This is a genomic window from Jeotgalibacillus proteolyticus, assembly GCF_050107735.1.
GTDB classification, from domain to species: Bacteria; Bacillota; Bacilli; order Bacillales; family Jeotgalibacillaceae; genus Jeotgalibacillus; species Jeotgalibacillus proteolyticus_A.
The window spans coordinates 459,856-485,001 of the sequence record NZ_JBNILO010000002.1 but is presented as its reverse complement, the minus strand read 5'-3'; the positions used below and the strand labels follow the sequence as shown (position 1 = coordinate 485,001).

At 39.7% G+C, this 25,146-nt stretch carries 22 protein-coding genes and 1 pseudogene; 16 read left to right on the top strand and 7 right to left on the bottom strand.

Going from position 1 to position 25,146, the window contains the following annotated elements:
- Nucleotides 1-11 precede the first annotated feature (11 nt).
- Entirely contained in the window at nucleotides 12-1,367 is a 1,356-nt protein-coding gene (locus ACQCT8_RS05240) for an MATE family efflux transporter (protein WP_426869095.1), read from the bottom strand.
- Between the two features lie 113 nt (nucleotides 1,368-1,480).
- Between ACQCT8_RS05240 and ACQCT8_RS05235 the strand changes: the two genes are divergently transcribed.
- The 6 genes from ACQCT8_RS05235 (at nucleotide 1,481) to ACQCT8_RS05210 (ending at nucleotide 7,559) form a co-directional block, all read left to right on the top strand.
- The gene (locus ACQCT8_RS05235) at nucleotides 1,481-2,248 is read left to right on the top strand and encodes a carotenoid biosynthesis protein (protein WP_426869092.1); all 768 of its coding nucleotides are present in this window, start codon (nucleotides 1,481-1,483) and stop codon (nucleotides 2,246-2,248) included.
- Entirely contained in the window at nucleotides 2,241-2,975 is a 735-nt protein-coding gene (locus ACQCT8_RS05230) for a lysophospholipid acyltransferase family protein (protein ID WP_426869090.1), read from the top strand. Before ACQCT8_RS05235 ends, ACQCT8_RS05230 begins: the two co-directional genes overlap by 8 nt.
- Nucleotides 2,972-4,072 carry a glycosyltransferase gene (locus ACQCT8_RS05225; RefSeq protein WP_426869088.1) on the top strand — a complete coding sequence of 367 codons (1,101 nt, stop codon included), beginning with the start codon at nucleotides 2,972-2,974 and terminating at the stop codon, nucleotides 4,070-4,072. Before ACQCT8_RS05230 ends, ACQCT8_RS05225 begins: the two co-directional genes overlap by 4 nt.
- The gene (locus tag ACQCT8_RS05220; protein WP_426869086.1) at nucleotides 4,069-5,580 is read left to right on the top strand and encodes a phytoene desaturase family protein; all 1,512 of its coding nucleotides are present in this window, start codon (nucleotides 4,069-4,071) and stop codon (nucleotides 5,578-5,580) included. Before ACQCT8_RS05225 ends, ACQCT8_RS05220 begins: the two co-directional genes overlap by 4 nt.
- 51 nt (nucleotides 5,581-5,631) lie before the next feature.
- Nucleotides 5,632-6,711, top strand: coding sequence for an undecaprenyldiphospho-muramoylpentapeptide beta-N-acetylglucosaminyltransferase (locus ACQCT8_RS05215; RefSeq protein WP_426869084.1), 1,080 nt, complete (start codon nucleotides 5,632-5,634; stop codon nucleotides 6,709-6,711).
- A gap of 188 nt (nucleotides 6,712-6,899) precedes the next feature.
- Complete coding sequence (locus ACQCT8_RS05210; protein ID WP_426869082.1) at nucleotides 6,900-7,559, top strand: SDR family oxidoreductase; 660 nt, start codon at nucleotides 6,900-6,902, stop codon at nucleotides 7,557-7,559.
- Nucleotides 7,560-7,594: 35 nt separating this feature from the next.
- Here ACQCT8_RS05210 and ACQCT8_RS05205 read toward each other — a convergent pair whose 3' ends face one another.
- Together ACQCT8_RS05205 and ACQCT8_RS05200 are read right to left on the bottom strand one after the other, a co-directional pair.
- Nucleotides 7,595-8,152 (bottom strand): GNAT family N-acetyltransferase, encoded by a 558-nt coding sequence (locus tag ACQCT8_RS05205; RefSeq protein WP_426869080.1) that lies wholly within the window; start codon nucleotides 8,150-8,152, stop codon nucleotides 7,595-7,597.
- 300 nt (nucleotides 8,153-8,452) lie between these two features.
- Nucleotides 8,453-9,580, bottom strand: coding sequence for an amidohydrolase (locus ACQCT8_RS05200; protein ID WP_426869078.1), 1,128 nt, complete (start codon nucleotides 9,578-9,580; stop codon nucleotides 8,453-8,455).
- A 163-nt stretch (nucleotides 9,581-9,743) separates the two neighbouring features.
- On the opposite strand from ACQCT8_RS05200, the gene ACQCT8_RS05195 reads away from it, so the two are divergent.
- Nucleotides 9,744-10,307, top strand: coding sequence for a YitT family protein (locus ACQCT8_RS05195; RefSeq protein WP_426869076.1), 564 nt, complete (start codon nucleotides 9,744-9,746; stop codon nucleotides 10,305-10,307).
- A gap of 232 nt (nucleotides 10,308-10,539) precedes the next feature.
- Here ACQCT8_RS05195 and ACQCT8_RS05190 read toward each other — a convergent pair whose 3' ends face one another.
- Complete coding sequence (locus ACQCT8_RS05190) at nucleotides 10,540-11,244, bottom strand: GDSL-type esterase/lipase family protein (protein ID WP_426869074.1); 705 nt, start codon at nucleotides 11,242-11,244, stop codon at nucleotides 10,540-10,542.
- A gap of 50 nt (nucleotides 11,245-11,294) precedes the next feature.
- Complete coding sequence (locus ACQCT8_RS05185; RefSeq protein WP_426869072.1) at nucleotides 11,295-11,486, bottom strand: hypothetical protein; 192 nt, start codon at nucleotides 11,484-11,486, stop codon at nucleotides 11,295-11,297.
- Between the two features lie 297 nt (nucleotides 11,487-11,783).
- On the opposite strand from ACQCT8_RS05185, the gene ACQCT8_RS05180 reads away from it, so the two are divergent.
- Complete coding sequence (locus ACQCT8_RS05180) at nucleotides 11,784-12,134, top strand: YolD-like family protein (protein ID WP_278239245.1); 351 nt, start codon at nucleotides 11,784-11,786, stop codon at nucleotides 12,132-12,134.
- A gap of 15 nt (nucleotides 12,135-12,149) precedes the next feature.
- Nucleotides 12,150-13,424, top strand: a complete 1,275-nt coding sequence (locus ACQCT8_RS05175) for a DNA polymerase thumb domain-containing protein (protein WP_426869070.1) — start codon at nucleotides 12,150-12,152, stop codon at nucleotides 13,422-13,424.
- Between the two features lie 84 nt (nucleotides 13,425-13,508).
- On the opposite strand, the gene ACQCT8_RS05170 is transcribed toward ACQCT8_RS05175, so the two are convergent.
- Nucleotides 13,509-14,510: a LacI family DNA-binding transcriptional regulator gene (locus ACQCT8_RS05170; protein ID WP_426869068.1), complete on the bottom strand. Its 1,002-nt coding sequence runs from the start codon at nucleotides 14,508-14,510 to the stop codon at nucleotides 13,509-13,511.
- A gap of 375 nt (nucleotides 14,511-14,885) precedes the next feature.
- Here ACQCT8_RS05170 and ACQCT8_RS05165 point away from each other — a divergent pair, with 375 nt between their 5' ends.
- From ACQCT8_RS05165 to ACQCT8_RS05150, 4 genes are all read left to right on the top strand, one after another.
- Nucleotides 14,886-15,164, top strand: a complete 279-nt coding sequence (locus ACQCT8_RS05165) for a holin (RefSeq protein ID WP_426869065.1) — start codon at nucleotides 14,886-14,888, stop codon at nucleotides 15,162-15,164.
- A 439-nt stretch (nucleotides 15,165-15,603) separates the two neighbouring features.
- Complete coding sequence (locus ACQCT8_RS05160; protein ID WP_426869063.1) at nucleotides 15,604-16,623, top strand: phosphotransferase enzyme family protein; 1,020 nt, start codon at nucleotides 15,604-15,606, stop codon at nucleotides 16,621-16,623.
- 277 nt (nucleotides 16,624-16,900) lie between these two features.
- Nucleotides 16,901-17,992, top strand: a complete 1,092-nt coding sequence (locus ACQCT8_RS05155; RefSeq protein WP_426869061.1) for a Gfo/Idh/MocA family protein — start codon at nucleotides 16,901-16,903, stop codon at nucleotides 17,990-17,992.
- Between the two features lie 38 nt (nucleotides 17,993-18,030).
- Nucleotides 18,031-18,777, top strand: coding sequence for a hypothetical protein (locus ACQCT8_RS05150; protein WP_426869059.1), 747 nt, complete (start codon nucleotides 18,031-18,033; stop codon nucleotides 18,775-18,777).
- A gap of 457 nt (nucleotides 18,778-19,234) precedes the next feature.
- Here ACQCT8_RS05150 and ACQCT8_RS05145 read toward each other — a convergent pair.
- Nucleotides 19,235-19,789: pseudogene (locus ACQCT8_RS05145) on the bottom strand (cupin domain-containing protein); the annotation flags it as partial.
- 409 nt (nucleotides 19,790-20,198) lie between these two features.
- On the opposite strand from ACQCT8_RS05145, the gene ACQCT8_RS05140 reads away from it, so the two are divergent.
- The 3 genes from ACQCT8_RS05140 to ACQCT8_RS05130 all read left to right on the top strand — a co-directional run bounded on the left by ACQCT8_RS05140 (nucleotide 20,199) and on the right by ACQCT8_RS05130 (nucleotide 25,085).
- On the top strand, nucleotides 20,199-20,354 hold the full coding sequence (locus ACQCT8_RS05140; protein ID WP_426869057.1) for a hypothetical protein: 156 nt from the start codon (nucleotides 20,199-20,201) through the stop codon (nucleotides 20,352-20,354).
- A 243-nt stretch (nucleotides 20,355-20,597) separates the two neighbouring features.
- On the top strand, nucleotides 20,598-21,449 hold the full coding sequence (locus ACQCT8_RS05135; RefSeq protein WP_426869055.1) for a DegV family protein: 852 nt from the start codon (nucleotides 20,598-20,600) through the stop codon (nucleotides 21,447-21,449).
- Between the two features lie 30 nt (nucleotides 21,450-21,479).
- Entirely contained in the window at nucleotides 21,480-25,085 is a 3,606-nt protein-coding gene (locus tag ACQCT8_RS05130) for an SIR2 family NAD-dependent protein deacylase (protein ID WP_426869053.1), read from the top strand.
- The last annotated feature ends 61 nt before the right edge of the window (nucleotides 25,086-25,146 follow it).

The following is a 25,146-nucleotide window of genomic DNA, read 5'->3' as shown; positions in this document are numbered from 1 at the left end:
TCATGAGCTTTTTATATTCTGGTGCGGAGGCTTTTCTTCTGTATTAAGATAAGTCGGACAGTCAGTGTAATGGCACCTGCTGTCAGTCCGGCAATCAGGCCGACCCAGTAGCCGAAATATTCCAGGCCTGTGAAGTTTGCCATCAGGTATCCGCTCGGCAGTCCGATTACCCAATAGGAAATCATGGTCATGATCAATGAGACATTCACATCTTTATAGCCTCTCAGCACCCCTTGAACAGGAGCCTGGATAGCATCAGAAAGCTGAAACAACACGGCGAAAAACAGGAATTGAACTGTTAAATCAATTACTTGCGGGTCTTTCACATACATGGCAGCGACAGGTTCTCTGAAAAAGAAAACTATAATGCCTAAAATGGAAGAAATCGTAACAGCGGTTCCAACTCCCATCCAGCCATATTGCTTCGCGTCTTTCATTCTGTTTGCCCCCACTTCAAAGCCGACGACAATCGTCAGTGCCATGGCAATACTGAGCGGGATCATATACAAAAAAGAAGAGAAATTAATGGCTGCCTGATGAGCTGCAATTACTTCAGTAGAGTAATTACTCATAAATAGAGTAACAGCAGAGAAAATACTTGTTTCAAAGAAAATGGAAAAGCCGATTGGAACTCCTATGATCAGGATTTCTTTCCATTTTGAAAAATTCAAACGGTACAGCCTGCTGAATATCTGATATTTTTTAAAAGGCCGGTTCCGATGAATAATGAAAATAGAAATCAGTGCAATCAGCCAGTAGGTAAGGGCTGAGGCAACACCCGCTCCAATGCCCCCAAGTGCAGGAAATCCAAGTTTCCCGAAAATCAGCACATAGTTAAACAGCACATTTAGAGGCAAAGAAAGCAAGGTAATAAACATCGAAACTCTTGTAAGGCCGAGTGCATCGATAAAAGACCGCAGTACATTATATACAAACAAAGGAATGATTCCAAAAGCTAATGCCGTTAAGTAATAAAAGGCTATCCTTCGCACTTCAGGGTCAATATTCATGGCGTTTAAGATAGGCGGCAGAGCAAATATTCCGATCACTACGATCGCAGCAGCCATTAGTATCGCCACATAGATGCCTTGAATAACCGACATGGGAACGTCTTTTTCTTTTTTTGCACCTACAAGCTGTGCTACGATTGGTGTAACAGACAGCAATATGCCGGATAGTCCGGTGAAAACAGGCATCCATAAAGAAGAGCCGATCGCCACTCCGGCTAAATCATTTGTGGAATACTGTCCTGACATAATAGTATCGAAAAAATTCATCGCGAACAGTCCCAGCTGGGTGATGAGAATGGGAACCAGGATGAAAGACAGCTGCTTGACTTTCCCCCGGGTTGAAAATGTTTGTTCCATGTTATCACTGCTCTCTGTAAAAGTAGTCTTCAAATTTCTAAAACAGTAGCATTATATCACAAAAATGATTGTGAAGTTCAATTAGCGCATTAAAAGCTGGAGGTTGTTGGAGCATGGAATGGCTTTGGAGAATTTTTTTAGTTTGGTATGGTTTTGGCATTATTTTAGTCGGATTTGATCTGCTTCCGCCCTTTTTAGAATGGGCAAATGCTGTGTTTCTTTATTTAGCCGGCGGATTGGCTGTTATTTATGCAGTGAAAACCCTTGGGAAAGGGCCGGGATTACTTTTTTCAGCTGCCATTATGGCCTTTACGATGTGGGCTGAATCTCTCGGTGTCAAATATGGCTGGGTGTTTGGTGCTTATCATTATGAGAAGGATTTTGGCATTCAGCTTTTTGGTGTTCCACTAACGATTGGATTCGCGTGGGTGATGGTCATCTTTACCTCAATGGCGATTGTGCGCCCATGGCTGGAGCACTCATTTTCACTCGTAAGAATGCTCCTGTACGCTGTGATCACTTCTTCACTTGCGGTTGGGATGGATTTAATTATCGATCCGGTTGCATTTGTAGTAAAGGAATACTGGGTATGGGAAAACACAGGACCTTACTACGGAATTCCGAATCAAAACTTTATCGGATGGTTTTCCGTATCATTTGGGATTCAAATTTTATTATACATATGGCTGACCGTTAAAAAAGGCAAATCAGACTCCTTATGGAGCACTCGGATGAAGTGGCTCTATGCCATGATGATTGCGATGTTTGTTGTGACCTCTCTTGTAGCAGGGCTTTATTTGGCTGTCGGTGTAACGCTTGCCGCCATAACCGTTACATTGAGTGCAGCGTATGCAGGAGGGAGGCTGGTTTTTCGTGAATAAACCTGTAAAGTCTCCCCGCTCAGAAAAGCTGTTGGTTCATTTTTTGCATTTTCAACTAAAAAAGCATTTTTATCGAATTTATCTTGACGACTGCCGCGGAGATCTTCCTGCTGGTCCGAAGCTTTATAGCATGAATCATTCAAGCTGGTGGGATGGCTTGCTCATTTTTTATTTAAATAAACAGGTGTTGAAAGAAGATGCTTACGCCTTAATGAGCAAGAAAGGGCTGGAGGAATTCAGATTTTTTGGCAGAATCGGGGCTTTCGGGGTTGATCCTGCGTCACCTAAGGATCTACTGCGCTCTTTAACAGTAGCCTCTACCTTATTAGAGGAGAAAAAAAGTGTCTGGATTTTTCCTCAGGGAAAAGAAGAACATATTGAAAAAAGACCTTTTACGTACATGAATGGACCGGCCTATTTGCATGATAAGGCAGATGATATCACGATTATTCCGGTCGCTTCGTATTACACCTTCAGACATGATCAGCGCCCGGAGCTGTTTATTCGCATAGGCAGCCCATTAAAAAACGAAGATTTACAGTCTATGAACAGAAAGCAAAAAACAGAGTATATGCGTGTGATGCATGAAAAATTGGTGGACAGCGTCAAGAAAGACTTGATTGAGGATCGAACCGAGCCATATCAATTAATGAAAAAAGGGAGCAGGACATCGAGTGAATGGCTGCAGTGGATGAAAAGCCCCTTAAACAAGAGGCGCCAGACATGATAATGCTGCTGAATAGTCTACTCGTACTTTTTGTGATCCTGACACTGGTCAATGTTTTCACCATGCCTGCGTTTAAAAAAACCTCTCACACAAAGAGTGGCAAGGTTTCTATTTTAATTCCAATGAGAAACGAGGAAAAAAATGTAGAGGGTCTGATCACGTCTGTTAAAGAAATTGAGTATTCATCTATTGAAGTCATTATTCTTAACGATCAATCAACTGACAGGACTCAGAAACTGCTCGATCAGCATACAAAAGGAGATTCCCGTTTCACCGTGATTTCAGGCAATTCGCTGCCAGAAGGCTGGGTTGGCAAGGTTCATGCCTGCGAGCAGTTAAGCAAAAAAGGAAGCGGAGACTACTTGCTCTTCCTGGATGCCGATGTCAGAGTCAAACCTAATGTGATTCATCAGGCCTTGCACATTATGGAAAAGAACCAAGCAGGATTGGTGACTGGTTTTCCAAGATTTCCTGTTACACCGTTTCTTGGGAAATTGCTTGTGCCGCTTCAGCATTTTTTTATTTTTTTTCATCTGCCCAATATCGTCGCTAATCAAACGACATATCCCGCTTTCACAGCAGCACACGGGGCTTTTATGTTCTTTGAGCGAAAGGCGTATGAGGCAATCGGGGGCCACCGTGCAGTGAAAAGCTCTCTTATTGAAGACATTCAAATTACCCGGACACTAAAAAAAAGGGGATATAAAGCGATTCTGGCAAACGTGGCGCCCTCTGTTACCTGCTTTATGTATGAGACAAATAAAGAAGTGTGGAACGGATTTTTAAAAAATATTTATGTAGGCCTTGGCAGATCGCCGTTTACCGCAATGCTTGTGAGCTTATTTTATCTTGTCTTTTATTTTGCGCCATTGCTGCTTGCAGGGGCGTTCTTGTGGACAAAAGATTGGACATGGCTCCTCCCGCTTTTATTGGTTTTTATCCAAACAGCGATTATTGACTGTGTCACAAGGCAAACCAGGCTGCATTTTCTTTTAATGCCGATATCCTCAGTGGCGCTGACCATGCTGCTGTGGTCCTCAATGCTCAGATCGTTAACGCAAAAAGGCTATGAGTGGAAAGGAAGAACCTATAAATGAAGAAAGTCATTATAATCGGGGCAGGACTCGGTGGACTTGCCTGCGGAATTCAGCTCCAGCATGCCGGATTTGAAGTAACGATTATCGAAAAAAATGCACATGCCGGAGGGAAAATGATGCCGGTAAAAATAGATGACTATTCCTTTGATTTTGGACCTAACACCATCACGATGCCTGGAGTGTTTAAGAGGGTATTTTCTAATGTTGGTGAATCGATGGACGACTATCTGGAATTGATCCGCCTCGATCATCACACGAAAAATGTTTTTCGATCAGGGGACTCATTTATTCAATCCATTGATCCCCATGTTGTCATCAGCCAGCTCGCAAAACTTGATCCATATGGAGCGAAAAATTATTGGCGATACTTAAAGGAAGTGAACAGACTTTACGGGCAGGCGGAGTCAGGTTTTTTCCACCGCTCTTTTCACAGCTGGCTAGATTATTTATCCCCAGGATTAACCAAAGCGTTTTTTTCTGTGAGACCTCTTGAAACCATGGATCATTTTCATAAACGGTTTTTTTCCAGCCCGGATATACTCCAGGTATTTAACCGCTACGCCACGTACATCGGATCTTCTCCTTATAAAAGTCCGGCCACATTTTCTTTAATCGGACACTTGGAAATGAACGAAGGCGTATTTACCGTAAAAGGAGGAAACACCAAAATCGCGGATGCATTTTCACAGGTTTTTAAAAAGCTTGGCGGCGCTTTGCATTTGAATGAAGAAGTAGGTCAGATTACGATTGAAAATCAAAGGGCAGCCGGGGTGCAGCTTAAAAGCGGTACGGAAATTATAGGAGAGACGGTCATTATTAATGGCGATTTTATTACCGCTACGAAACAGTTAATTAAAGAAAAAGACCGGCCATCCTTTTCAACTAAAAAGCTTGACGCCTATGAGCCTTCCATTTCCGCTTTTGTCATCCTTGCCGGATTAAAGACCTTTCAAAAAGACATTCATCACCATCATGTTTTCTTTCCGGAGGATTACCGCAAGGAATTTCAGGATATTTTCACCCATCAAAAACTGCCGGAGGATCCAACCATATATATTTCCCATAGTGCATATACTGACCGTGGCATCTCCAAAGGCAGCAATCTATTTATCCTGGTGAATGCACCGGCTGTTCAAATGCAAAGTGAAGAGGCAGTCACTCACTATAAGGAAGCCATTTACAGCCGGCTCGAAGAACAGGGAATTCCGATCCGAAGCGAGATTGAAGCAGAAAAAGTCTACACCCCCGATACCATTGCGCATTTATTCCATGCTTATAAAGGGGCTTTGTACGGAGTTTCATCTCATAAGAAAAAAGATGCTTTTTTAAGACCCCGCAACGCAAGCAAGGATACAGCCGGTCTATTTTATGTCGGGGGAACGACTCATCCAGGGGGCGGGTCTCCAATGGTAACGTTAAGTGGGCTGAATGTCGCAAAAGAAATCATTGATCAGCATAAGAAGAAAGATGCAGATCGGACAAAATCAAAGAAAAGCACGAATAGTTGAGTGAATATGTGTATAATGGTCTAGTAAACAATTCATGATTGGAGTAAGACTATGACAAAGCGAGTACTATTTACAGGCGGAGGTTCTGCAGGGCATGTTTCCGTTAATGTGGCCTTAATACCCCGTTTCAAAGAAAAGGGCTGGACGATCAGCTATATCGGTTCGCATAATGGGATTGAAAAAGATATGATTACCACCCAGTTTCCGGAGGTTCCGTACCACGGGATCGCCAGCGGAAAATTAAGACGATATTTTTCCATTAAAAACTTCACGGATCCATTCCGTGTCCTAGCAGGCGTTATGCAGGCATACCGTGTGTTGAAAAAAGAAAATCCAGACGTCATTTTTTCAAAAGGCGGATTTGTTTCTGTGCCGGTGCTGCTTGCAGCAAAAATGGCGAAAATTCCGGTAGCTATTCACGAATCAGATGTAACACCGGGACTTGCCAATAAATTAGCTGTGCCATTTGCTACAAAAATTTATACGACCTTCAAAGAAACGCTTCAGTTTATGCCTGCTGACCGTTCTGTTTGTGCAGGCGCCATTATCCGTGAGGAATTATTCACCGGATCAAGAAAAAAAGGGGAAGAACTGACAAAGCTGCACGCTTCAAAGCCTGTTTTATTGATCATGGGCGGCAGCCTTGGTGCTCAAGGCATCAATAAGGTGGTTCGTGATTCACTGGATTCTTTGCTTGAACATTTTTCTGTTATCCATTTATGCGGAAAAGGAAATATTATGCAAACGAATAAAGAAGGGTATGTGCAATACGAGTTTGTTACGACAGAACTGCCCCATCTTCTGGAAATAACAGACCTTGTCGTATCCCGTGCAGGATCTAATTCTATTTTTGAATTTTTGGCTTTGAAAAAACCAATGCTGCTGATTCCTTTATCAAAAGAGTCTAGCAGGGGAGATCAGATTTTAAATGCCAACGCGTTCGTCCAGCAGGGATTTGCTCTAAAGCTTGAGGAACAGGACCTGTCACAGGAATGCTTTTTAACCACTGTGCGGCAGCTTCGGGACCAGCAGTGGACCATGGTCGAAAAAATGGAGGAAGCTCCGCCATCCTATACCATTGATCAAATGACAGATGAAATTGCCCTGCTTTCCAAGTCAACTAAAGGCTGAGGCATCATTTACATCTATAAAAAGGCTTAATGCCGGAAAACCTTCTAATCATACGGAAGGTTTTCCGGCATTTTTTTTGACTTGCAGCTCGGTTCCTTTTTCCCGAGGCAGAACATCGATGCGTTTTAGGAGGCAGAGAGAGGGGTAGAGAGTTTAGAGTTGCAGTAAACAGAAGGGATTGAAGAAACGTGAAAAATAAAAAAAACGTATTAGTAATCGGAGCAAACGGAACAACAGGTAAGATGGTGATTGATAAATTAGCCCGCAGCAGTGCCTATTATGCAAAAGGAATGGTGCGGAAGGAAGAACAAAAGGAAACAATGGAAACACTTGGGGCGCTGCCTGTCCTTGGAAACCTTGAAGAAGACTTCAGCGATGCATTTAAAGAGGTGGATATTGTCATCTTTGCAGCCGGATCCGGTGGAAATACAGGACCGGATAAAACAAAGTCGATCGATGAGGAAGGGGCCATCAAGGCGGTTGATTTAGCAAAAGAGCATGGCGTTGAAAAATTCATCATGCTTTCTGCAATCGGTGCGGGAGATCCATCTGAGCTTGACCTTGATGAAGCAATGGAAGTGTATTATGATGCTAAACATAAAGCAGACGCTCATTTGGAAAAAAGCGGCCTGACGTATACGATTGTCAGACCCGGTCTGCTTACAGATGACGAAGCAACAGGGAAGATTCGTGCAAGCGAAAGACTGCAGAACCGCGAAGGTGAAATTACCCGTGCTGATGTGGCAGAAGTGCTTGTTCAGGCAATTGAACTGGATAACCTGAACAATAAAGCAATTGAGATTCTGAATGAACGGACAGAAATTAAAACATCACTGATTCGGTTGTAATAGAAAAAATCCACGTGCAAGGCACGTGGATTTTTTTATGCTTCAAGCGCTTCTTCTTCCTGAATACTATCGTGCTGACGCATCATATGGAAGGTGTAAAGGTCTTTGGATATCTCAAACAAATTATAAACATCCTCAGCTGCATTCAGCTGATCGTAGATATGCTTTTTTGTCTCATTTGCCAGGACTACATAAGGGAGCTTTAAAGCAGCATTTTGGGATCTGAAGTTCACTTTTCTTATGCGCATATAGATGGTATCAATGCCCAGTTCGTAGAAAAGCTCCTGAAAAAATGCTTCCTTTGCCGGCTGGTTATAGCCTTTCCCGTGGTAAGGCTTGCCAAGCCATGTACCGAGAAAACCGGCACCGTCTTTTACATCAAATAAATTAATGGTTCCAATCGGGGAGCCCCATTCGTCCACAATGGTTCTTGAAATCATTTCTCCCCGTTCTTCTGCTTCTAGCGTTTGTTTGGTCAGGAAAAACAGTTCATCTGCTGATTGAGCTTTTTGACGCACAAAAGGGAAGACGTCTGGATGCACCATCAACTCGAAAAGCGCGTGGCTTTCGTGGATGTCTCGTTTTTTGATCATGGTTTACCCCTCCATAAAAGGGCAGTATCCTAGCAGGAACTGTGATACTCACCCTCGAAATTTTTCATAACGTTCATAAAAAATTTCGGGGTGGGAATCGAACCCACTAGAACCAGTCAAAAACCTGGTGGCGCACCATTTGCCTTCCCTCCATTAAAGACTCTCAAAACAGTCCCATGGCATCATTGTATTAAAACTACCAGTAGTTTGTTCTACATATTTGCATTTAAATCATACAAAAAAAATCTTGTTTTGAAAATAGTTTTTTAGTACTTTTTTTGTATGGATTTTGTAAATAGTTTATTCACTTTGATAGACCATCATTCCTTTTATCATTGTAAAGGACGGCTTTGCCATAAAGTGAAATGGATGGTGGCTCCAGAGAACTAAATCTGCTTCTTTTCCCGGCTCAATACTTCCTACTGTCTTATCAATGCCCAGGTTTCGTGCGGGCCCCATTGTGATGGCTTCAAGCGCTTTTTCAATCGACAATCCCTCTCTTACTGCGATAGCAGCACAGACATTCAAGTATTGAATAGGGGTGTACGGATGATCGGTCGTAATCGAGATATCGATTCCTTCATCTGCAAGCTGATGATAGGTTTTCCACGATTTATTTTTAAGCTCCACTTTTGATTTGCGGGTAAATGTCGGTCCAATGCATACTTTGCTGTTTGAACGCTTCAGTTCTTCTATAATCAGGTGACCTTCTGTACAATGCTCGATTCGTAAATCAAGTCCGAACTCTTCAGCAAAACGGATGGCTGAAACAATATCATCTGCCCGGTGTGCATGAATACGTACAGGAATTTCCCGCTTTAACGCTTTTTTTATAGGAGAGAGCCGCAGATCTTCAGGGCTGCTGCAATGCTTCGCGTGATAAAATGCTTCCCGCAGCATGCCCATAATGCCCATCCGGGTAATCGAATCGTTGTTGCCGTTGCTATGCATCCGCTTAGGATTTTCTCCCAACGCAAGCTTTAGGCCGGATGCCTCATTCACAATCATAGATTGAATGGTTTTCCCATATGTTTTAATAACGGCACTGACACCGCCGATCACATTGGCACTGCCCGGCAGAACATTCACCGTTGTAATGCCGTGTGCGATCGCATTGCGAAACCCTTCATCCAGAGGATAAATGCCGTCAATTGCACGGATGTGAGGCGTCATAGGCTCAATGGATTCATTGGCATCATTGCCGGCCCAGCCGGTTCCTTCATCGTAAAGTCCCAGATGAGTATGCACGTCAATCATTCCTGGGATCAAATGCTGCCCGGAGCAATCGTAAATCGTGCAATTTTCCGGAGGAAGAATATTCTCACTTACCTCTTTAATGATTCCGTTCTCGATCAATACATCTCCATATTCGATCATAGGAGCTGTTATGGGATAAATTAACGCGTTTTTCAGCAGGATTGTGCTCATCGTACCCTCTCACTTCGTCTCATATTGTAAAACAGATTCTGGTCTATTGTCTTTGTTATAGCGTATGTAAAAAAAGCCCGGCCGCCTCAGCGTTTGTTCCGCTTTCATTTCTCAAATTTACGTAGAAAACACGGATAAAAATAAAGAGCAGAAGGGGAAAGATGTGGTTAAAAAAAGCGCAGCAATTCTTATTGGAAGTCTTTTCCTCAGTTTTGGCGTAAATGCTTTCCTTGTCCCTTATCAGCTGCTTGATGGCGGAATGATTGGCCTTGCTTTAATTCTACATTATTTTTGGGATATACAGGCGGGATTATCCATGATTTTTTTAAGTGCACCCTTATTTATTTATGCCTGGTTTAAAAAACGGACTTATTTTTACAACAGTCTGCATGGATTGCTGGTTTCATCCCTGTTAATTGACTGGCTTTCTCCGCTTAGGTACTGGTTTGATTTTTCGCTGCCGCTCAGTGCGATACTTGGAGGTCTCTTTATCGGGGTGGGAATTGGCACCATGCTGAGACATGAAACGAGTACAGGCGGAACCGATTTGCTTGCTCAGATGATTGCTGCGGTTGTGAAGCTTAATGTTGGGATAGTGATCTTTATTGTGGATGGGTTCGTTGTACTGCTCGGGTACAGAATCGTGGGGATTGAAAGCTTTCTTTATTCGTGCCTTGTCATCTGTCTGGTGGGCCTGACGACGTCATGGATGGTACGGGATACATAATAAAGAGTCTGGGACAAAAGTGTCTCAGACTCCTTGACCGGTCCACTGCGCTCCAGGTGGACGCTTTCCGCAGGGACGGCGCTGAGCCTTCTTGGGCCCTGCCCTGCGAAGTCTCAGCTTGCCGTCATATCCTGCAGTCGCCACCTTTCGCTCCGCTCACCTCATACTATTAATAGATACTACATCATTTTTATACTTCTTTTAGTTTTGTCCCAGCGCCTACAGATTACAATTAAAAATTATATTCCTCAACGATCTTTTCGGTAATCAGCTTGTATCCTTTGTCATTCGGATGAAGCTTATCACTAAAATATTCAGTGGATTTTTCTTCAAATAATCCATTCGTTGAAATAAATTTCAATTGTTCTTCTTCAGCAGTCACATTTACAGTCGTACGATTCCAATCCTTTACAATTTCATTAAGCTCCTCTGTTTCCGGATAGGGGTTATAGAGGCCAAGCATTAAAATAGGTACGTTTTGATTTTCAGACCGGATAATGCTCAAAATTTCTTTTATATTGGATTCATAATCCTTTTGACCGCGCTCAATGGCAGACAGATTAAGTTCTGTTAAATCGCCGCCGTTGCTTTCAATCAGATCATTTGTGCCAATAAAGATGATGACGTATTCTGCTTTTTTTATCCTTTCACGAATACTTTCGTTCTTGATTTGCTCGAGAAGACCGTCAGACTGCTGCCCGGGAATGCCGTAATTATGAACGGTAACCGTATGATGCTGATCTTCGGTCAATAAATTCTCCAGGTTGTCTGCATACCCCTGGCCCTGATCACCTACGCCTCTCGTGAGTGAATCTCCCAGGGCAACCAGCTCCTGATGCTCAACCGGCTGCTTTTCACTCTTCAGCACTCCAGACAGGATGGATCCGGCAATAATGACAGCAAATAAAAGAAAACCAACTACAATTGCTTTTTTCATACAAACCTCCGCACGGATAAAGCCCCGCAATAAAAGCGGGGCTTTATTGTTCACTTTTTTGATCGTTGTTCATTTACCCACCAGTCAATATGATTCATATCAAATGAATACATTCCTTTAACCGGGTTTTGATGAGGAATTATTTTTTTATGGATTAGAGTGCGAATCTTCTCATCAGAAAGGGGGTAGTTTTTTGATGCAAGATACTCAATTAATTTCTCAATTCCATATAGTTTACCCATCTCATCACCTCCCACCCAGCTCTCCTTATTCAATAAAGAAAGCTAAGCGCCAGGTACAAGATGAATGGCATTCTTTTTTATACCCCGCTTTTCACATAAGTAGTCGTGGGTATTTTTTACAGATGAAAAGCGTCCTTCTTCCTCAAGCAAAATATGGCAGGACTGGCTGAAAGATTTAAGGACAAAAAAAGATTATTTTTTATATAGTGGTTTATTTTACGAACATTTGTTCTATAATACAGTATAGGGAAAAGACAAAGAGTACAAAAAAGCAGAAAAAGAAAGGGGGAGCTTGAAATGAACCGTGACAGGGGAGATCTTAAATGGCAGTCTGCAATGATACTGCCTGAATTTGCTCAATTATTAAGCGAGGCAAAGGAAGAATACAAACAGGTTCCAAAGCCGATTTTAGATGAACAGCAGGTCGAAGAAAACGAACAAAGCATCCTCGCAGCGATGGAATATAATTTCTTCTCGGAATTTAAAATTTTTCATAACAAAGCCATTACGCAAATAAGAGGGTATGTTCACTTCATTGACTACCACAACAGGCATTACCGGATTTACGATGAGAAGCACAAGGAACATATTATTTCATTTAACAATCTTCTTAGTGTAATGAATCTGGATGAAATTATTCCTCTTTAAGAAAAGGTGAAGAAGATGGATTATTCAATATATCCCAAACGTGTTTATGCCTGTGTTGACATGAAATCATTTTATGCAAGCTGTGCAGCCGTGGAAATGAAGCTCGATCCTTTAACATGCTATCTGGCGGTTGTAGGAAACACCGAAGCCTCGGGAAGCGTGGTGCTCGCGGCTTCTCCTATGCTGAAAAAGGATTTTAATATAAAAACGGGCTCAAGGCACTATGAAATTCCGCGCAATGCAGGCATTCATATTGTGAACCCAAACATGCGCCACTTTATGCAGATGTCTGTTGAAATCACGAAATTATACTGGCGGTACGTCCCGCCGGAATTTGTCCACACCTATTCCGTAGATGAATCTTTTTTACGGCTCGATAAAGTGGAAAGCCTGTGGGGAAGCCCGGAAAAAATAGCTCAAATGATTCAAAACGATATGATGAAGGAGTATGGGCTCTACTGTACGATCGGCATCGGACCAAATCCATTGATGAGCAAACTGGCACTTGATTTGGAAAGTAAAAAAGCACCCAGCGGCATAGCGCGGTGGGAATACAGCGATGTACAGTCCAAGCTTTGGCCGGTGCGGCCGCTTTCCGAAATGTGGGGCATCGGCAGACGGGTTGAAAAACGGTTAAACCGCATGGGAATCTTTACAATTGGAGAACTGGCCAATCACCGCCTCGACGCTCTGGAAAAAGAATTCGGGATTTTGGGCAATCAATTATATTATCATGCCTGGGGAATCGACCTCAGTGACTTGTCGGGCGCATCCGTCACGCAAAAGCAAGTTCAGGTGAGCTATGGAAAAAGCCAGATTTTAATGAGGGATTATAAAGATCCAACAGAAGTGAAGCATGTCATATTAGAAATGTGCGAGGATGTGGCAAAGCGGGCGAGGGACGCCAAAAAAGCAGGAAGAACCATCTCACTCGGCATCGGCTATAGCAAGGATGAGGGCGGGGGAGGTTTTTCACGGGAAAAGAGCATTGAAGTCCCCACCAATATTACACAGGAAATTTACGCTGTGTGCCTGCTTTTATTCGACGAGTTTTATGAAAAGGACCGAACCGTCAGACAAATCAGCATCACGCTGTCTAAAATTGTGTCCGATTCAAACATGCAGCTGGACTTATTTAATGAAAAAAAAGCAAAGCAGATTCAGCTCGGATACGTAATGGACTCCATCCGAAACAAATATGGATCAAAAGCGCTTCTGCGCGCCGTATCCTACACACCTGCCGGAACAGCCGTTCATCGATCCACTCTGATCGGCGGCCATAAAGCATAGCAGTAAAAAGAAAAAGCGGCATCTCGTTCGATTTGAATGAGATGTCGCTTTTTTCGTATGAATTCCTGTCATTTGGGCTGGAGTTTATCTTGATCTATCCGCATGTGACTGCCGTTCAAGCAGATGCGGAAACAACAGTCGGGTTTGCGGTGAAAGATCCGGCTGTTTAAAGCGATCCTCAAGCAGCTTCATTGCTTCTTTTGCCATCTCTGACAAATCGACCTGCATCGTTGTAATTGCTGGATCAAGCATCGTGCTGTATGCGGTATCGTCAAAGCCGACTACGGTCACATGATCAGGTACAGCAATGTTGTGTTTAAGAAGGTGATTTGTAAGGATCATGGCTGTACGGTCATTTGAGCAGACGAAGGCATCAGGCAGATGATTCAGATCAATAGTAACATCCTGTTCCCAATTCAGTTTCACGCTATCAATGGAAGAGGGGAGGAGATCAGCCTGATCTAAACTGCTTAAAAACCCAAAGTAGCGGTCTTTACTACTGCGGGTTTCATTCGTATCCGTAACAAAGATCAGCTTACGATGGTTCTGTTCGATCAGCCAGGATGTCAGCTGGTACGACGCGCGGTAGTTTTCGGTTTCAACAGAGTCAATAGACAGGGAGGGGACGGAGAAATCAATCAGCACAGTGGATGGAATAGTTTTTTGTATTAGTTGAACATACGGTACAGGCAGTTCACCAATAATGAAGCAGCCATCCCAATGCTGTGAATTAAAAGGGAACGTACCTGAATGAATTTGGTCCGAATTAATGAGATAAAGTTCATGATGGTACTGATCAGCTATATTAAATTTTTTCGTCATTTCTCCGTACAAATTCGGATAGGTAAAACTTTCATTGCGGAAAGAGTGCTCATGCATGACAATCATTATTTTTTTAGTTTCAAATTCTTCCGGCACTGGAATATTTACGGAAAGGGGATAGCCTAATTTTTGAGCCAGCTGAGTGGCATTCTGACGTAATGTGTCACTCACGCCGCTCTTTCCGTTAAGTGCTTTTGATATGGCCACTTTCGAAACACCGAGTTCATTTGCCAGCGTTTGAAGGGTAATTTTTTCGTTCTTCATTGGTTGCACCACACAATCTGAATAGAATTAATTAAGTTAACAATAACACTTTTTAGTTTATAAAGTAAATCAAAGAAGTTTACGAAATATACGTTAGTTAACAAAAGGTTAACAGATTAATAGTTTTAACTAATAGATTAACTAAATTAACTATATTAATTAATATTCGTAAATAAGAGTTAATTTTTGATTAATTTAAACTTAAATGTAATTAACAATTAAGTTAAAGCGTGGGGTTAAAAGGAAAGCTAAACACTCCAAGACCAAGCCAAGTGTAAAAATTTTTAAAGGAGCACGTAAAAACCAGAAAAAGAGCATATAGATGAATAAGCCCTTCTCATTACCCAATAAATTAAAGAAGAGAGTGGATTGAAAATGACGACAGAAGTACTGATGTTTGCTTCCATCCTGTCACCGGTCATTCTGGGATTAATTGAAGTAGTAAAACGTTTAGTACGGATACCGAAAAAATACATACCGCTTCTTTCACTTGGAGTAGGACTGTTGATTGGATTATTGTCCGCGTCTTTAACAGAACTCGATCTTCCACTGAGATTGTGGGCGGGGGGCATAGCCGGTCTCAGTGCCACGGGCCTGTTTGAAATGGGAAGTAAAAACCCGGGCAAAACAAGAGGCAGGACAGCCAAAAAATAATACAACCGGTCCGGTAAAAGAAGCAGTGCAAAGAGACAGATTCACAATGTGGTGAATCCGTCTCTTTTTTTGTTAACTTAATTAATTCAAACAATGTCCGACTGGAACTTTTTGTATTATGATAGAAGTGGAAGGATAAATTTTGCAAGTGAACGAATAAAAGCCTCTGACGGGATTCGAACCCGCACTCCTTTCGTAAGCATAGACCAGGGGGGAACACGCTTCCCTACGGAATTTCACCGACGGGAATTTCACCCGTCTCAGCTCATTTGCTTTTCGGTGCTTCTGAAACCCTTGCCTTGTGCGACCCGCTGCTACAATGTTTTACGGCGCTCTTCCCTTCTTGAGCTACAGAGGCGAGATGTACTTTATTATACAGATTGGAAATGATGCTGCTAAATAGTATATTCCTTAAAAAGTCGCCGTTAGGAGGCATTACGTGAGTAACGAGAAAAAAATGATTTGTACTGCACTTGAAGCATATGGGGAAAATCCAAAAGCGTTAACGAGGTATGAAAAACTAGCTGAAAATTTTCATGGAGATCACCATTTTCAAATTCAGTTAGAGAATACATGTTATTCTGCGAGATTCATAGGCTCTCACCGCTATGATCATGACGTATTCGGGGAGTTGACGGATGATGTTCTTACAGAACAGATGAAGTTTTGTGATTTTTTAAATGAAAACGAAATCCCATTTATGCGCCGGAAACCACCTGCTGATGGAAATCCGTACATTCACTTGAACTGGAAAGATTCTGCGTACCGGTTTCTTCTTTTCGAATGGATGGAAGGGAGACATATTACTCACTGTACCGGAGAAGTCGCTTATAAAATGGGGAAAATGGTACGCCGATATCATACAATGACTTATACATACAATGCATCTTTACCTAAGGTTTCCCATCTTGAAGGATATGAGAAATTTATTAAAATGATTAGAACGGCAATGACTGATTCCACCATTAATGACCAGGAAAGATCCATGCTTCACACGTATTTACAAACAGCTGAACAGCATATAGAGCGGTCAGCTTCCTCAAATTTTGATTTCATTATGCAGTCCGATCTCAATCCGCTCAATATTCTATGGGATGAAACAAATACCATAACCGGAATCATTGATTTTGAACATATTGGCTATACAGACCGAATGGAAGGGCTGGCATGGCTTATTAAGTGGTACACACGGCCATATGGAATAGGAAATAATGTGGGATCTCCGAAACTTGCTCAAAGCTTATTAAAAGGCTATGGTGCTGAAGATTTTTTGAATAAAGAGAAGTTAGTGCGGCTGCAGTCCCTGGTTTGGTTATCAGGCTGCATGAATTGGGGATTTACGGCAAAAACACTCGATCTATTAAAGGAACACGATGGAACGGGTCAAATGGAATTGAACGGGCATTTAGTTACGTATCAAGAACGGGGAGAAAAACTTAAGTCTCTCGTTGTAAAGTAAAATAGTTAAGTAAGCTATGGCTAACGGTTCTGGGTAAAAAACGAGTGGAGGTGGTGGGCTATATTGGGAAACGCTCCCGGCTTAGTTTTGGACCATCTATAATTTGGTTTTATTACTAACTTTTATAGTTGCAGTAATAACTATTTCCTTTTTATTAACTAGAAAATTTAATAAAGCGAGAGTGGATTAATTTACTGTAAACCGATTGTTAACAAATTAAAGTATTTAAATTATTTACCTAAGAACACAGGATATTTTGATAAAAGGGGATGTGAAAATGTCAAAACCTGTTTCATTTAGCATTATTGGCGGTTCCAGTTTTCGGGCGGGCTATTATCTAAAAATCGCACGTGAGCTTCCGGAAAGATTCAAAGTGGCAGGCATGGTGGTGCGTGACGTACAGAAAGCAGCAGACTTGGAGGAAACATGGGGAGTCACTGCTTATCCTAATGTAAACGAGCTTTTAAAAAAAGAGCAGCCGGATTTTATCGTGATATCTGTAAGCGCTTCCGCATGCGCCGAGTATTTGCTTCAATTGGCAGACATAGGCATACCCGTATTAACAGAAACTCCTCCCGGGTCGAGTTTGTCTGAATTACGGTTGTTGTATGAAAAACTTAATGTAAAAAAAGCGAAAGTGCAGGTAGCCGAACAATATCATCTTCACCCAACAAATGTTGCACGACTTGCTGTTATCAATTCAGGAATGCTTGGAGAGGTAACCGAAGCAACTATTTCAATCTCACATTTGTATCATGGGGCAAGCCTGATGCGAAAAATGCTTGGCCTGCATTTTGAAAATGCTGAAATAAAAGCCATGCGCTTTCATTCTCCACTTACTGCAGGACCTAATCGCAGCGGGAAGCCGGAGGAAGAAAGAGTGATTTCTGCTGAACGTGATCTGGCCTGGGTGTCATTTGGCAGCAAGCTTGGCATTTATGACTTTACAAAAGACCAGCACCGCTCGTGGATCCGCTCAAACCATTTATCCCTGAGAGGCACGAAGGGAGAATTATTTGATGACCGGCTGGTGTTCCTGCAGCGTTTTGATCGTCCTATGACTGTGGACTTGAAGCGGATCAATAAAGGAGAACAGGAAAATGCGGAGGGTTATTTTTTGGAAGGGATCACAGCGGGAGAAAAATGGGTGTATCAAAATCCGTTTGCACCAGCCAGATTATATGATGATGAGATCGCCATCGCATCCTGCCTGGAAAAAATGGCAGACTACATTTCCGGTGGACAAGGCTTTTACAGCTTTGCTGAGGCAGCGCAGGATTTTTATCTGGGCTCAATGATTGAAAAAGCCATAGCAACGGGAGAAACCTTCCAAACCGAACGGCAGCCCTGGGCAGAAGAAGAGCAATAAGTCATCTTTCTGGCTGAGATGTCTATAAGGAGAAACAGATGAAATTAAAAATCTTTTTATTACTAACAGGGGTATTTTTTATCTATATTTCAATAAATAATGATCTAGTAAAAGAAACTGTATATCAATATGAAATGGATAAACGTTATGAGATTACAGAGTTAAATCTAATGAAGAAAGGTATTTCCACAAAATATAATTTTGAAAATATAGAAATAGATCTTTTTTATGAGCTAATAGACCAACCTCCAGTCATTGAGAGTATGAACGAAGTTGTTAAACTTGCTAATGTATTGATAACAATAAATAATCGCGTGGAAACGATTTTGGAAAGATCTGCAGTAAAAACATTTGATATTAATAATAAGGAAGAAAATCTTAATCAGTACGATCCCTTTATAAGCTATTGGCTAATTACTGATAAAGAAAAAAACGACTATTCGTTTGCGATTATTTTAAATACCACGCAAAATAATTATTATATGTTAGTGCCAAAAGAAGACCAATCATTTCAAATGGTCACGATAAATGAAAATGGGAACGTAAAAACAGAAGATTACACCTGGGAAACAAGATCAAAATTACAAGGAAAGCTGGTTCCTTTTTCAAGTTACTCAGGTACTACTGGCTATTATACAGATTCCCTTAATTCTTACCCCTCTGGTTTTGACATCATCTCTACTTTAACCTTTCCCATCTTGTCATTTTTAATTGGATTGGTGTTCTTAGTCTGCTTCATAGCTTTGGCGGTGGATGATTATAAGGCAAAGAGAAGTGTTGCTTAATTCTTCTTTATAATTTTTTACAAAAATTTACTAGTTTTAAGTTACAGATAGGTGTTTTCTTATTATCGTTAAAATGCATAAGTGAAAAAGAACTGAAAAGATACTGTTTGGACATGAAAATGGTAAAAAGAAACCTGTACATACAGAAAGCCCTGTCGATTTGAGAGGGCTTTTAATGCCAAAGATTTATTACTTAAAGATCTCTTTTAAGCTGCTTCTACATATTTTTGCTTTGCTGAAGAAGCTTGGATACGCCTGTGCGTTCCCAATCTTCTACAGTTTGATAAGCTTCCTCAGGTGAGTACCCTTTTCCAACAAGAACACCCATTAGGATAAATTCCTGAAGAATATGCGTGGCATTTATTCCTCTTTTAACATCCTCCAGCCCCTCATTCACTAAAAATTGAGTGTGTTGAACCCATTCATCCGGAGTTTTTCCTGATATAACGGGATTCTGTCCATGACTTTCCTCAGCGTCCGCTTTTGTAGCATGAACCGTAGCGAAAGGATGGTTGGGTGGAGCATAGATTGAATAAAGCTTTAGCGGTGTGCTGCCTGTATTTGTGAGATTATGCCAGGTGCCGGCAGGGATGATAATAGCAAAGTCGTCGGAAACATTTTGACTAAATGTTAAGTTGTTTTTTTCCTTGCCCATTTGGACCATTCCCTGTCCCTGTTCAAGACGCAGGAATTGATCAACATGCGGATGGGTTTCTAAACCGATATCTTCCCCGGGGTTGATACTCATTAACGTCACTTGTAAGTGCTATCCTGTCCATAATGCAGTACGGTACGTATTGTTCTGCTTTGTTGCCTCGTTAATATTTATAACAAATGGATTTGGCCAATAATCTTTTAATGCATTACGCCAATCATCGTTTGAATATGAAAAAGAATAATAGCTGTTTGTATAGTTCGTTCCGTAAGGATAATTCCCGTAGCCGGAACGGATATTGTCGGTATACATTGGTGTATCCGTGTATGAGTAATATGAATTCGGAACATTAGACATTGTTTTCAATCCCTTCACAGTTAATAAAATTATCCTATGCACTGTTTGTGGGATATGTACGTAATGCGGTAATTAAGCTGCAGCTCTTCCGGCTGTGATCCCTTTCAGATACACAAAACTAGTTCTCATTTTATGAATGACCTGCCAATACTTATTTGAGATGAGTTCCTTGATTCTGAATATCTGATTAGTACTTGCACTCCTTGTAGTTAAATATTTATCATCCAATAATATTGAATTTGCATGCAGAAAATCATAGATAAAATAAATTGCTTCATTATAAGAACAAGAAGATTAATGGTTATGTACAGGGACATTAGATATTATTTTCATCTTTTTTTACTAATTTCAATCATTTAAAGGAAAATAGAAATAATTGTAGAAAATGCTAATAAAGGTGGTTGAATTCATGGATGGAAAGGTAGAAGATTTGAACGTTCTAGACAAAATAAAAAAAGAGACGGTCTTTGGAAAGATGGGTATACTTAAATTCATAAGAGGAAAACCAAATGAAATTAAAAATGTTATTTATGGCAGGGGCATTTTTTTATCTATATTTCAATAAATAACAATCTAGTAAAAGAAACGATTTAACAGTACCTGACATTCTTTTATGAAAATCATTAAGTTAAAGCATTCGAAGACACCATGAAAACAACTCGTGAACATAACCTTTTACACAAAGTGAGAATAAGCACTGTTTCTTTCATTAAATTATATTTGTCACATCACTAATCCCATAATCTCCTGTATAGTTAAAGCAATAACTGGAAAAACAAACGCTACAAACAACCAAGGGGAAGTTCACATGCGTAACATCATCCTATCAAACGAAAGCGGCGCCGATCTGCCGAATGATCTAGTTGAAAAGTACAACCTGCAAGTCGTTCCCATGCACATCATTATGGACGGAAAAGATTATCTGGACGGTTCTTTACCAGTCCCAGACATCTATGACTACTACGACCGCACGAAGAAAATACCCTCCACCACCGCCACGAACATTCACAAATACCAGGAGTTTTTCACATCAATCAAAGAAAAGTACCCTGACTGCACCATCATACATATCGGCTATACATCACAGGCATCCTCATCCTTTCAAAACGCAGTCATCGCTGCAGAAGAATTCGAAGGCCTCCACCTGATCGACGCACTAAATGTAACCGGAGGATTAGCAGCAGTTGTCTTATATGCCGCTGATTTACTAGAAAAAGAACCTGACATTGAACCGGCCTTAATCGAAAAAATAGAAGCAGTCGTTCCAAAATCAAAACTCGCCTTCATCCCAGGCAGCCTGGAATTCCTGAAAGCAGGAGGCCGCGTCAGCAACATGGCTTCCCTGATCGGCGCACTGCTGAAAATAAAGCCATGTATAGAACTAAAAGATGGCAAGCTCGTCTCCACAAAGAAATACCGCGGGAAAATGAGCGGAGCGACGGAGAAGCTTTTTAGTGATTACTTAAAGGAATTTGATATTGATCGAGAGCAGCTTTACCTGATTTACTCGATTGGTCTTGATGAAGGAATCAAGCAACGAATGGATGAAGTTGCGAAAGAGAATGGATTTAAAAATGTGAGATGGATTCAGGCTGGTGGGATGATTTCGACGCATTCTGGGCCTGGGGGATTTGGGGTTGCGGGGTTGGAAACATCATAGGTGTAAAATCATAAAAAGGAGTGAAAAGTAATGAATTCAGAATTAGTTTATACGTATATAAACGATATAGCTAAAAGATTACATGATCCTAATAAATACGGCTCTGCTTCAGTAATGGTTGGAGCAGGATTTTCAAAAAATGCAATAAGTTTGGCAGAGCAATCTGTATCCCCAAATTGGGAAGAACTTGCTAAAACTATGTACGAGTCTTTATATCCATGCCCAGACTCAGACTACGAAAAGGAGAATTGGAATAGGATTTTATTAAAGAAAACCTCTGGGAAAAATGTATTGAAACTTGCTGAAGAATATAAAGTTGCTTTCGGAAGAAATAAATTGGATAAATTCATTGAGGAAAACATTAAAGATGACAAGTTCCTTCCAGGAAACCTGCATGTGAAATTATTAGATTTAAATTGGAACGATGTATTTACTACTAATTATGATACTTTATTGGAAAAATCGATTGAAAATGTTGCTCTTAAAAAGAATTATAAAATATTAACTTCTCAAAATGATCTGCCTGGCAGCACTCATCCTAGAATAATAAAGTTGCATGGAAGTATTCCCAATGCTAAACCATATATTATTTGTGAGGAGGATTATAGAACTTTTCCTATAAAATATGCACCTTTGGTAAATACTGTCCAACAGTCTATGCTTGAAACACAGCTTTGCTTAATTGGTTTTTCAGGGGATGATCCTAATTTTCTAAATTGGTTAGGGTGGTTAAGGGATAATATGGGCGAAAATTGCCCTCAGATATATCTCTGTGGAATCTTTAGTGAGATGAGTGAATTTGAAAGAAAAATGTTAGAAAGTCAAAGTATTACTGTTGTAAATATAGAAGGTCTTGTAGAAGGGAATTCATCAAGTAAATATCATGATGCTATTGATAAATTCCTAGAATTACTAAAAAAATATGGTTATAAAAAGAATTTGTTTGAAGAAATACCATTTGGGAAGTCTTATAAACCACTAATTGAAATTGATACAGATGAGTATTATCAAAAAATGCTCAACTATACAACTGAAATTATAAAAGAGGTTTCTCGGTATTCCGTACTACCTACAAGTAATATAGGTGATTTTCATAGCAAAATAAAAGAACACTTTGAATTTGTACTTCGTCTAGATAACAATCACAATAAATTTATTTTAATAAGCAAGCTAACAATTTTATTAAGGAAATGTTGTATGCCATTAATGGACGATGATGCCAAACGCCTCGATGAATTATTGAGTATTTATACTTATGATAATTTGCCAAAAAATACTGCAAGAAACGACTTTAAAACGATGTGGTTTGAAATTGCAATGTATTTAGCGGAGATGCATAGAATTGACAGTAATTCAATAAAATACAATGAAGTTATAGGATATATAGACGATAACTTGACGCATTTTGATGAACACAAAAAAGCGGAATATTATATTGAACGTTGCAAAAGTAATATTTCAGAATTTAACTACTTAGATGCATTGAATTATATTAATGCCATTGATGAGAGTGTCTCTGTTGAAACTCAAATATTAAAAGCCTGCTTATTAAGCCAATTACAGATGAATCGTGAGGCATTAGAGATACTCAAAAAATGTTCCGCCTATCTGGCTCAAAAATCATATTCAGAAAATAAGACTGCTGAGATAATGAGCCATCTCAACCTATGCGCAAGATCTTTAAATATATATGGGGCCAATTTAAATGATTTTTCGGATCAAGAATTCTCAAATAACCTTTATAATGTGAGGAAAATATTGAACGAGAATAAAGATAATTTAATAAACAGTTTGTTCGCAGAGGACTATAAGAAGTTCGGAGAATCTCAATCTTTTAATCCTAACACTTACACATATACATATGGAACAACCCCAGTTGAAGTTATGAAGGCTTTTACCAATACATTTCGCTATTTAATAATTCAAGACAGACTGTGTCTGCCGGTATTTAGGGATCACAAACAATTAATCGCCGAGGCATGTAATAAAATCATTCCTGCTAGTGAAGTTCCTTTATGGAAATGGTCTTTTATTGTTAGGACAAATGATCCTAAAGTAATCAAGTCGTTTTTCACAAAGGAAAGAATTGTAACATCAAATATAGAATGGACTCGGAAATTCTTTGACCAACTTTTATTAATGCTAAATGAAATGCAAAAATCGAGACAGGACAATCATACAAAGAAATTTATATCAAAAAAATCAATTATGATTGTTTTAACTAGGTTTTGTAGTGTCTTAGATGATGAAAGGATTATTAAGTTTCTCGATAATATATATGAGGATATCCCAAAAGCGAGTGACCTGGATGTAACTGAAATAAAGCATAGTTTAAGTGGTATTTCATATTATCTCAACTCGAATATAATGGAAAAATATCTTACCAAAATAATCAATCAACCTACTAACCACAAAGTCCATTTAGCAGAATATTTTTACCGTATTAAAAATGCTGTAATTCAAAGAGAGGTAATATCTGATGAATTACTATTAAAAATTATTAACCAAATAAAAAGTAAAGACACTAACATACGTGAAAAAGGTTTAACTAAAATGGTTTTATTGAGCGACAACAATTTAATTAATAATTTTAATGACAAGTTTTCAGATGCCATTTGGGAGCAAACAGATAAATTCGGTATTCCAATCTCGAATAATTATGCAATTTGGGCGTGGGAGAGATTTCCGCATAGCTCAATGGTTAATTTTAGTGAAATTTATCTATCTTATCTAAGAGATCTCAATTTCCCTCGTTGTGTACAAGGAGGAGCTATTCATGGATTTACAAGTGTAGATTATAAAATTCAAATATATACTAATAATTTCTATGAGTTATCAGACTTTGGAGATAAACATGTTGCTGAAGTAGATTGGAATAATAGTCTGTTAGATTCAATAATAGAAAATCTATTAGATTATGTGGAAAATGAGAAGAAATTAATAATTGAACACAAGTTTGATATCTTTGGTCAAGGTGAAACGGCCATAAGATATTTTTCAAAATTAAGTGAGCTAGTAGCTTATGTTATTACTCAGGCAATTATTAAAGGCCATTACACTGAAAATACAGCAAGCCTAGTGAATAGAATAAAATTAGTATTCAATGAAACCGAAACTTCAACATTATGTATAGATATTGTTGAAAAGCTTATTAATGATGACTGGAAAGATTACTATAAAGAAATTATGAAGAAAATTATGTCAGGATCTATAGAATATACATCACAGGCATTTTCTGCTTTAGATATAGTAGTAATTTATAAGAAATACAAAAATGAAGAAATTACTATTGAGGAAGAGCTTATAGAATTAATAAAGTCTCTAAAGTACATGGATGTAAAGAATAGTAGAGCGATCTTATTGCATCTACCTCAAATTATTACCAGAGATATGTTCATTACCTCTAAATTTAGAGATGTAATTATATCTTCGCTACACGATTGTATAGAGATTTATGAAGTTGCAATAACTGACATTAATAAGGATTATTTAGATGCTTTATTCAACTTGTCTAAATTAGCCAAACAGTATTATGATAAATTGAAAAATAGTGAGCTTGTAATTCCTAAAAAAATGAATAATTTAATGGGAAAAATAAAAACGTTGCCCCTTAATGAAGTTAAAAATATTTGGTAAGTAGTCCTTTTTTTGTGAAAACTTTATATAATGATTAATAAAGAGAAAAAAGCGTTGATCC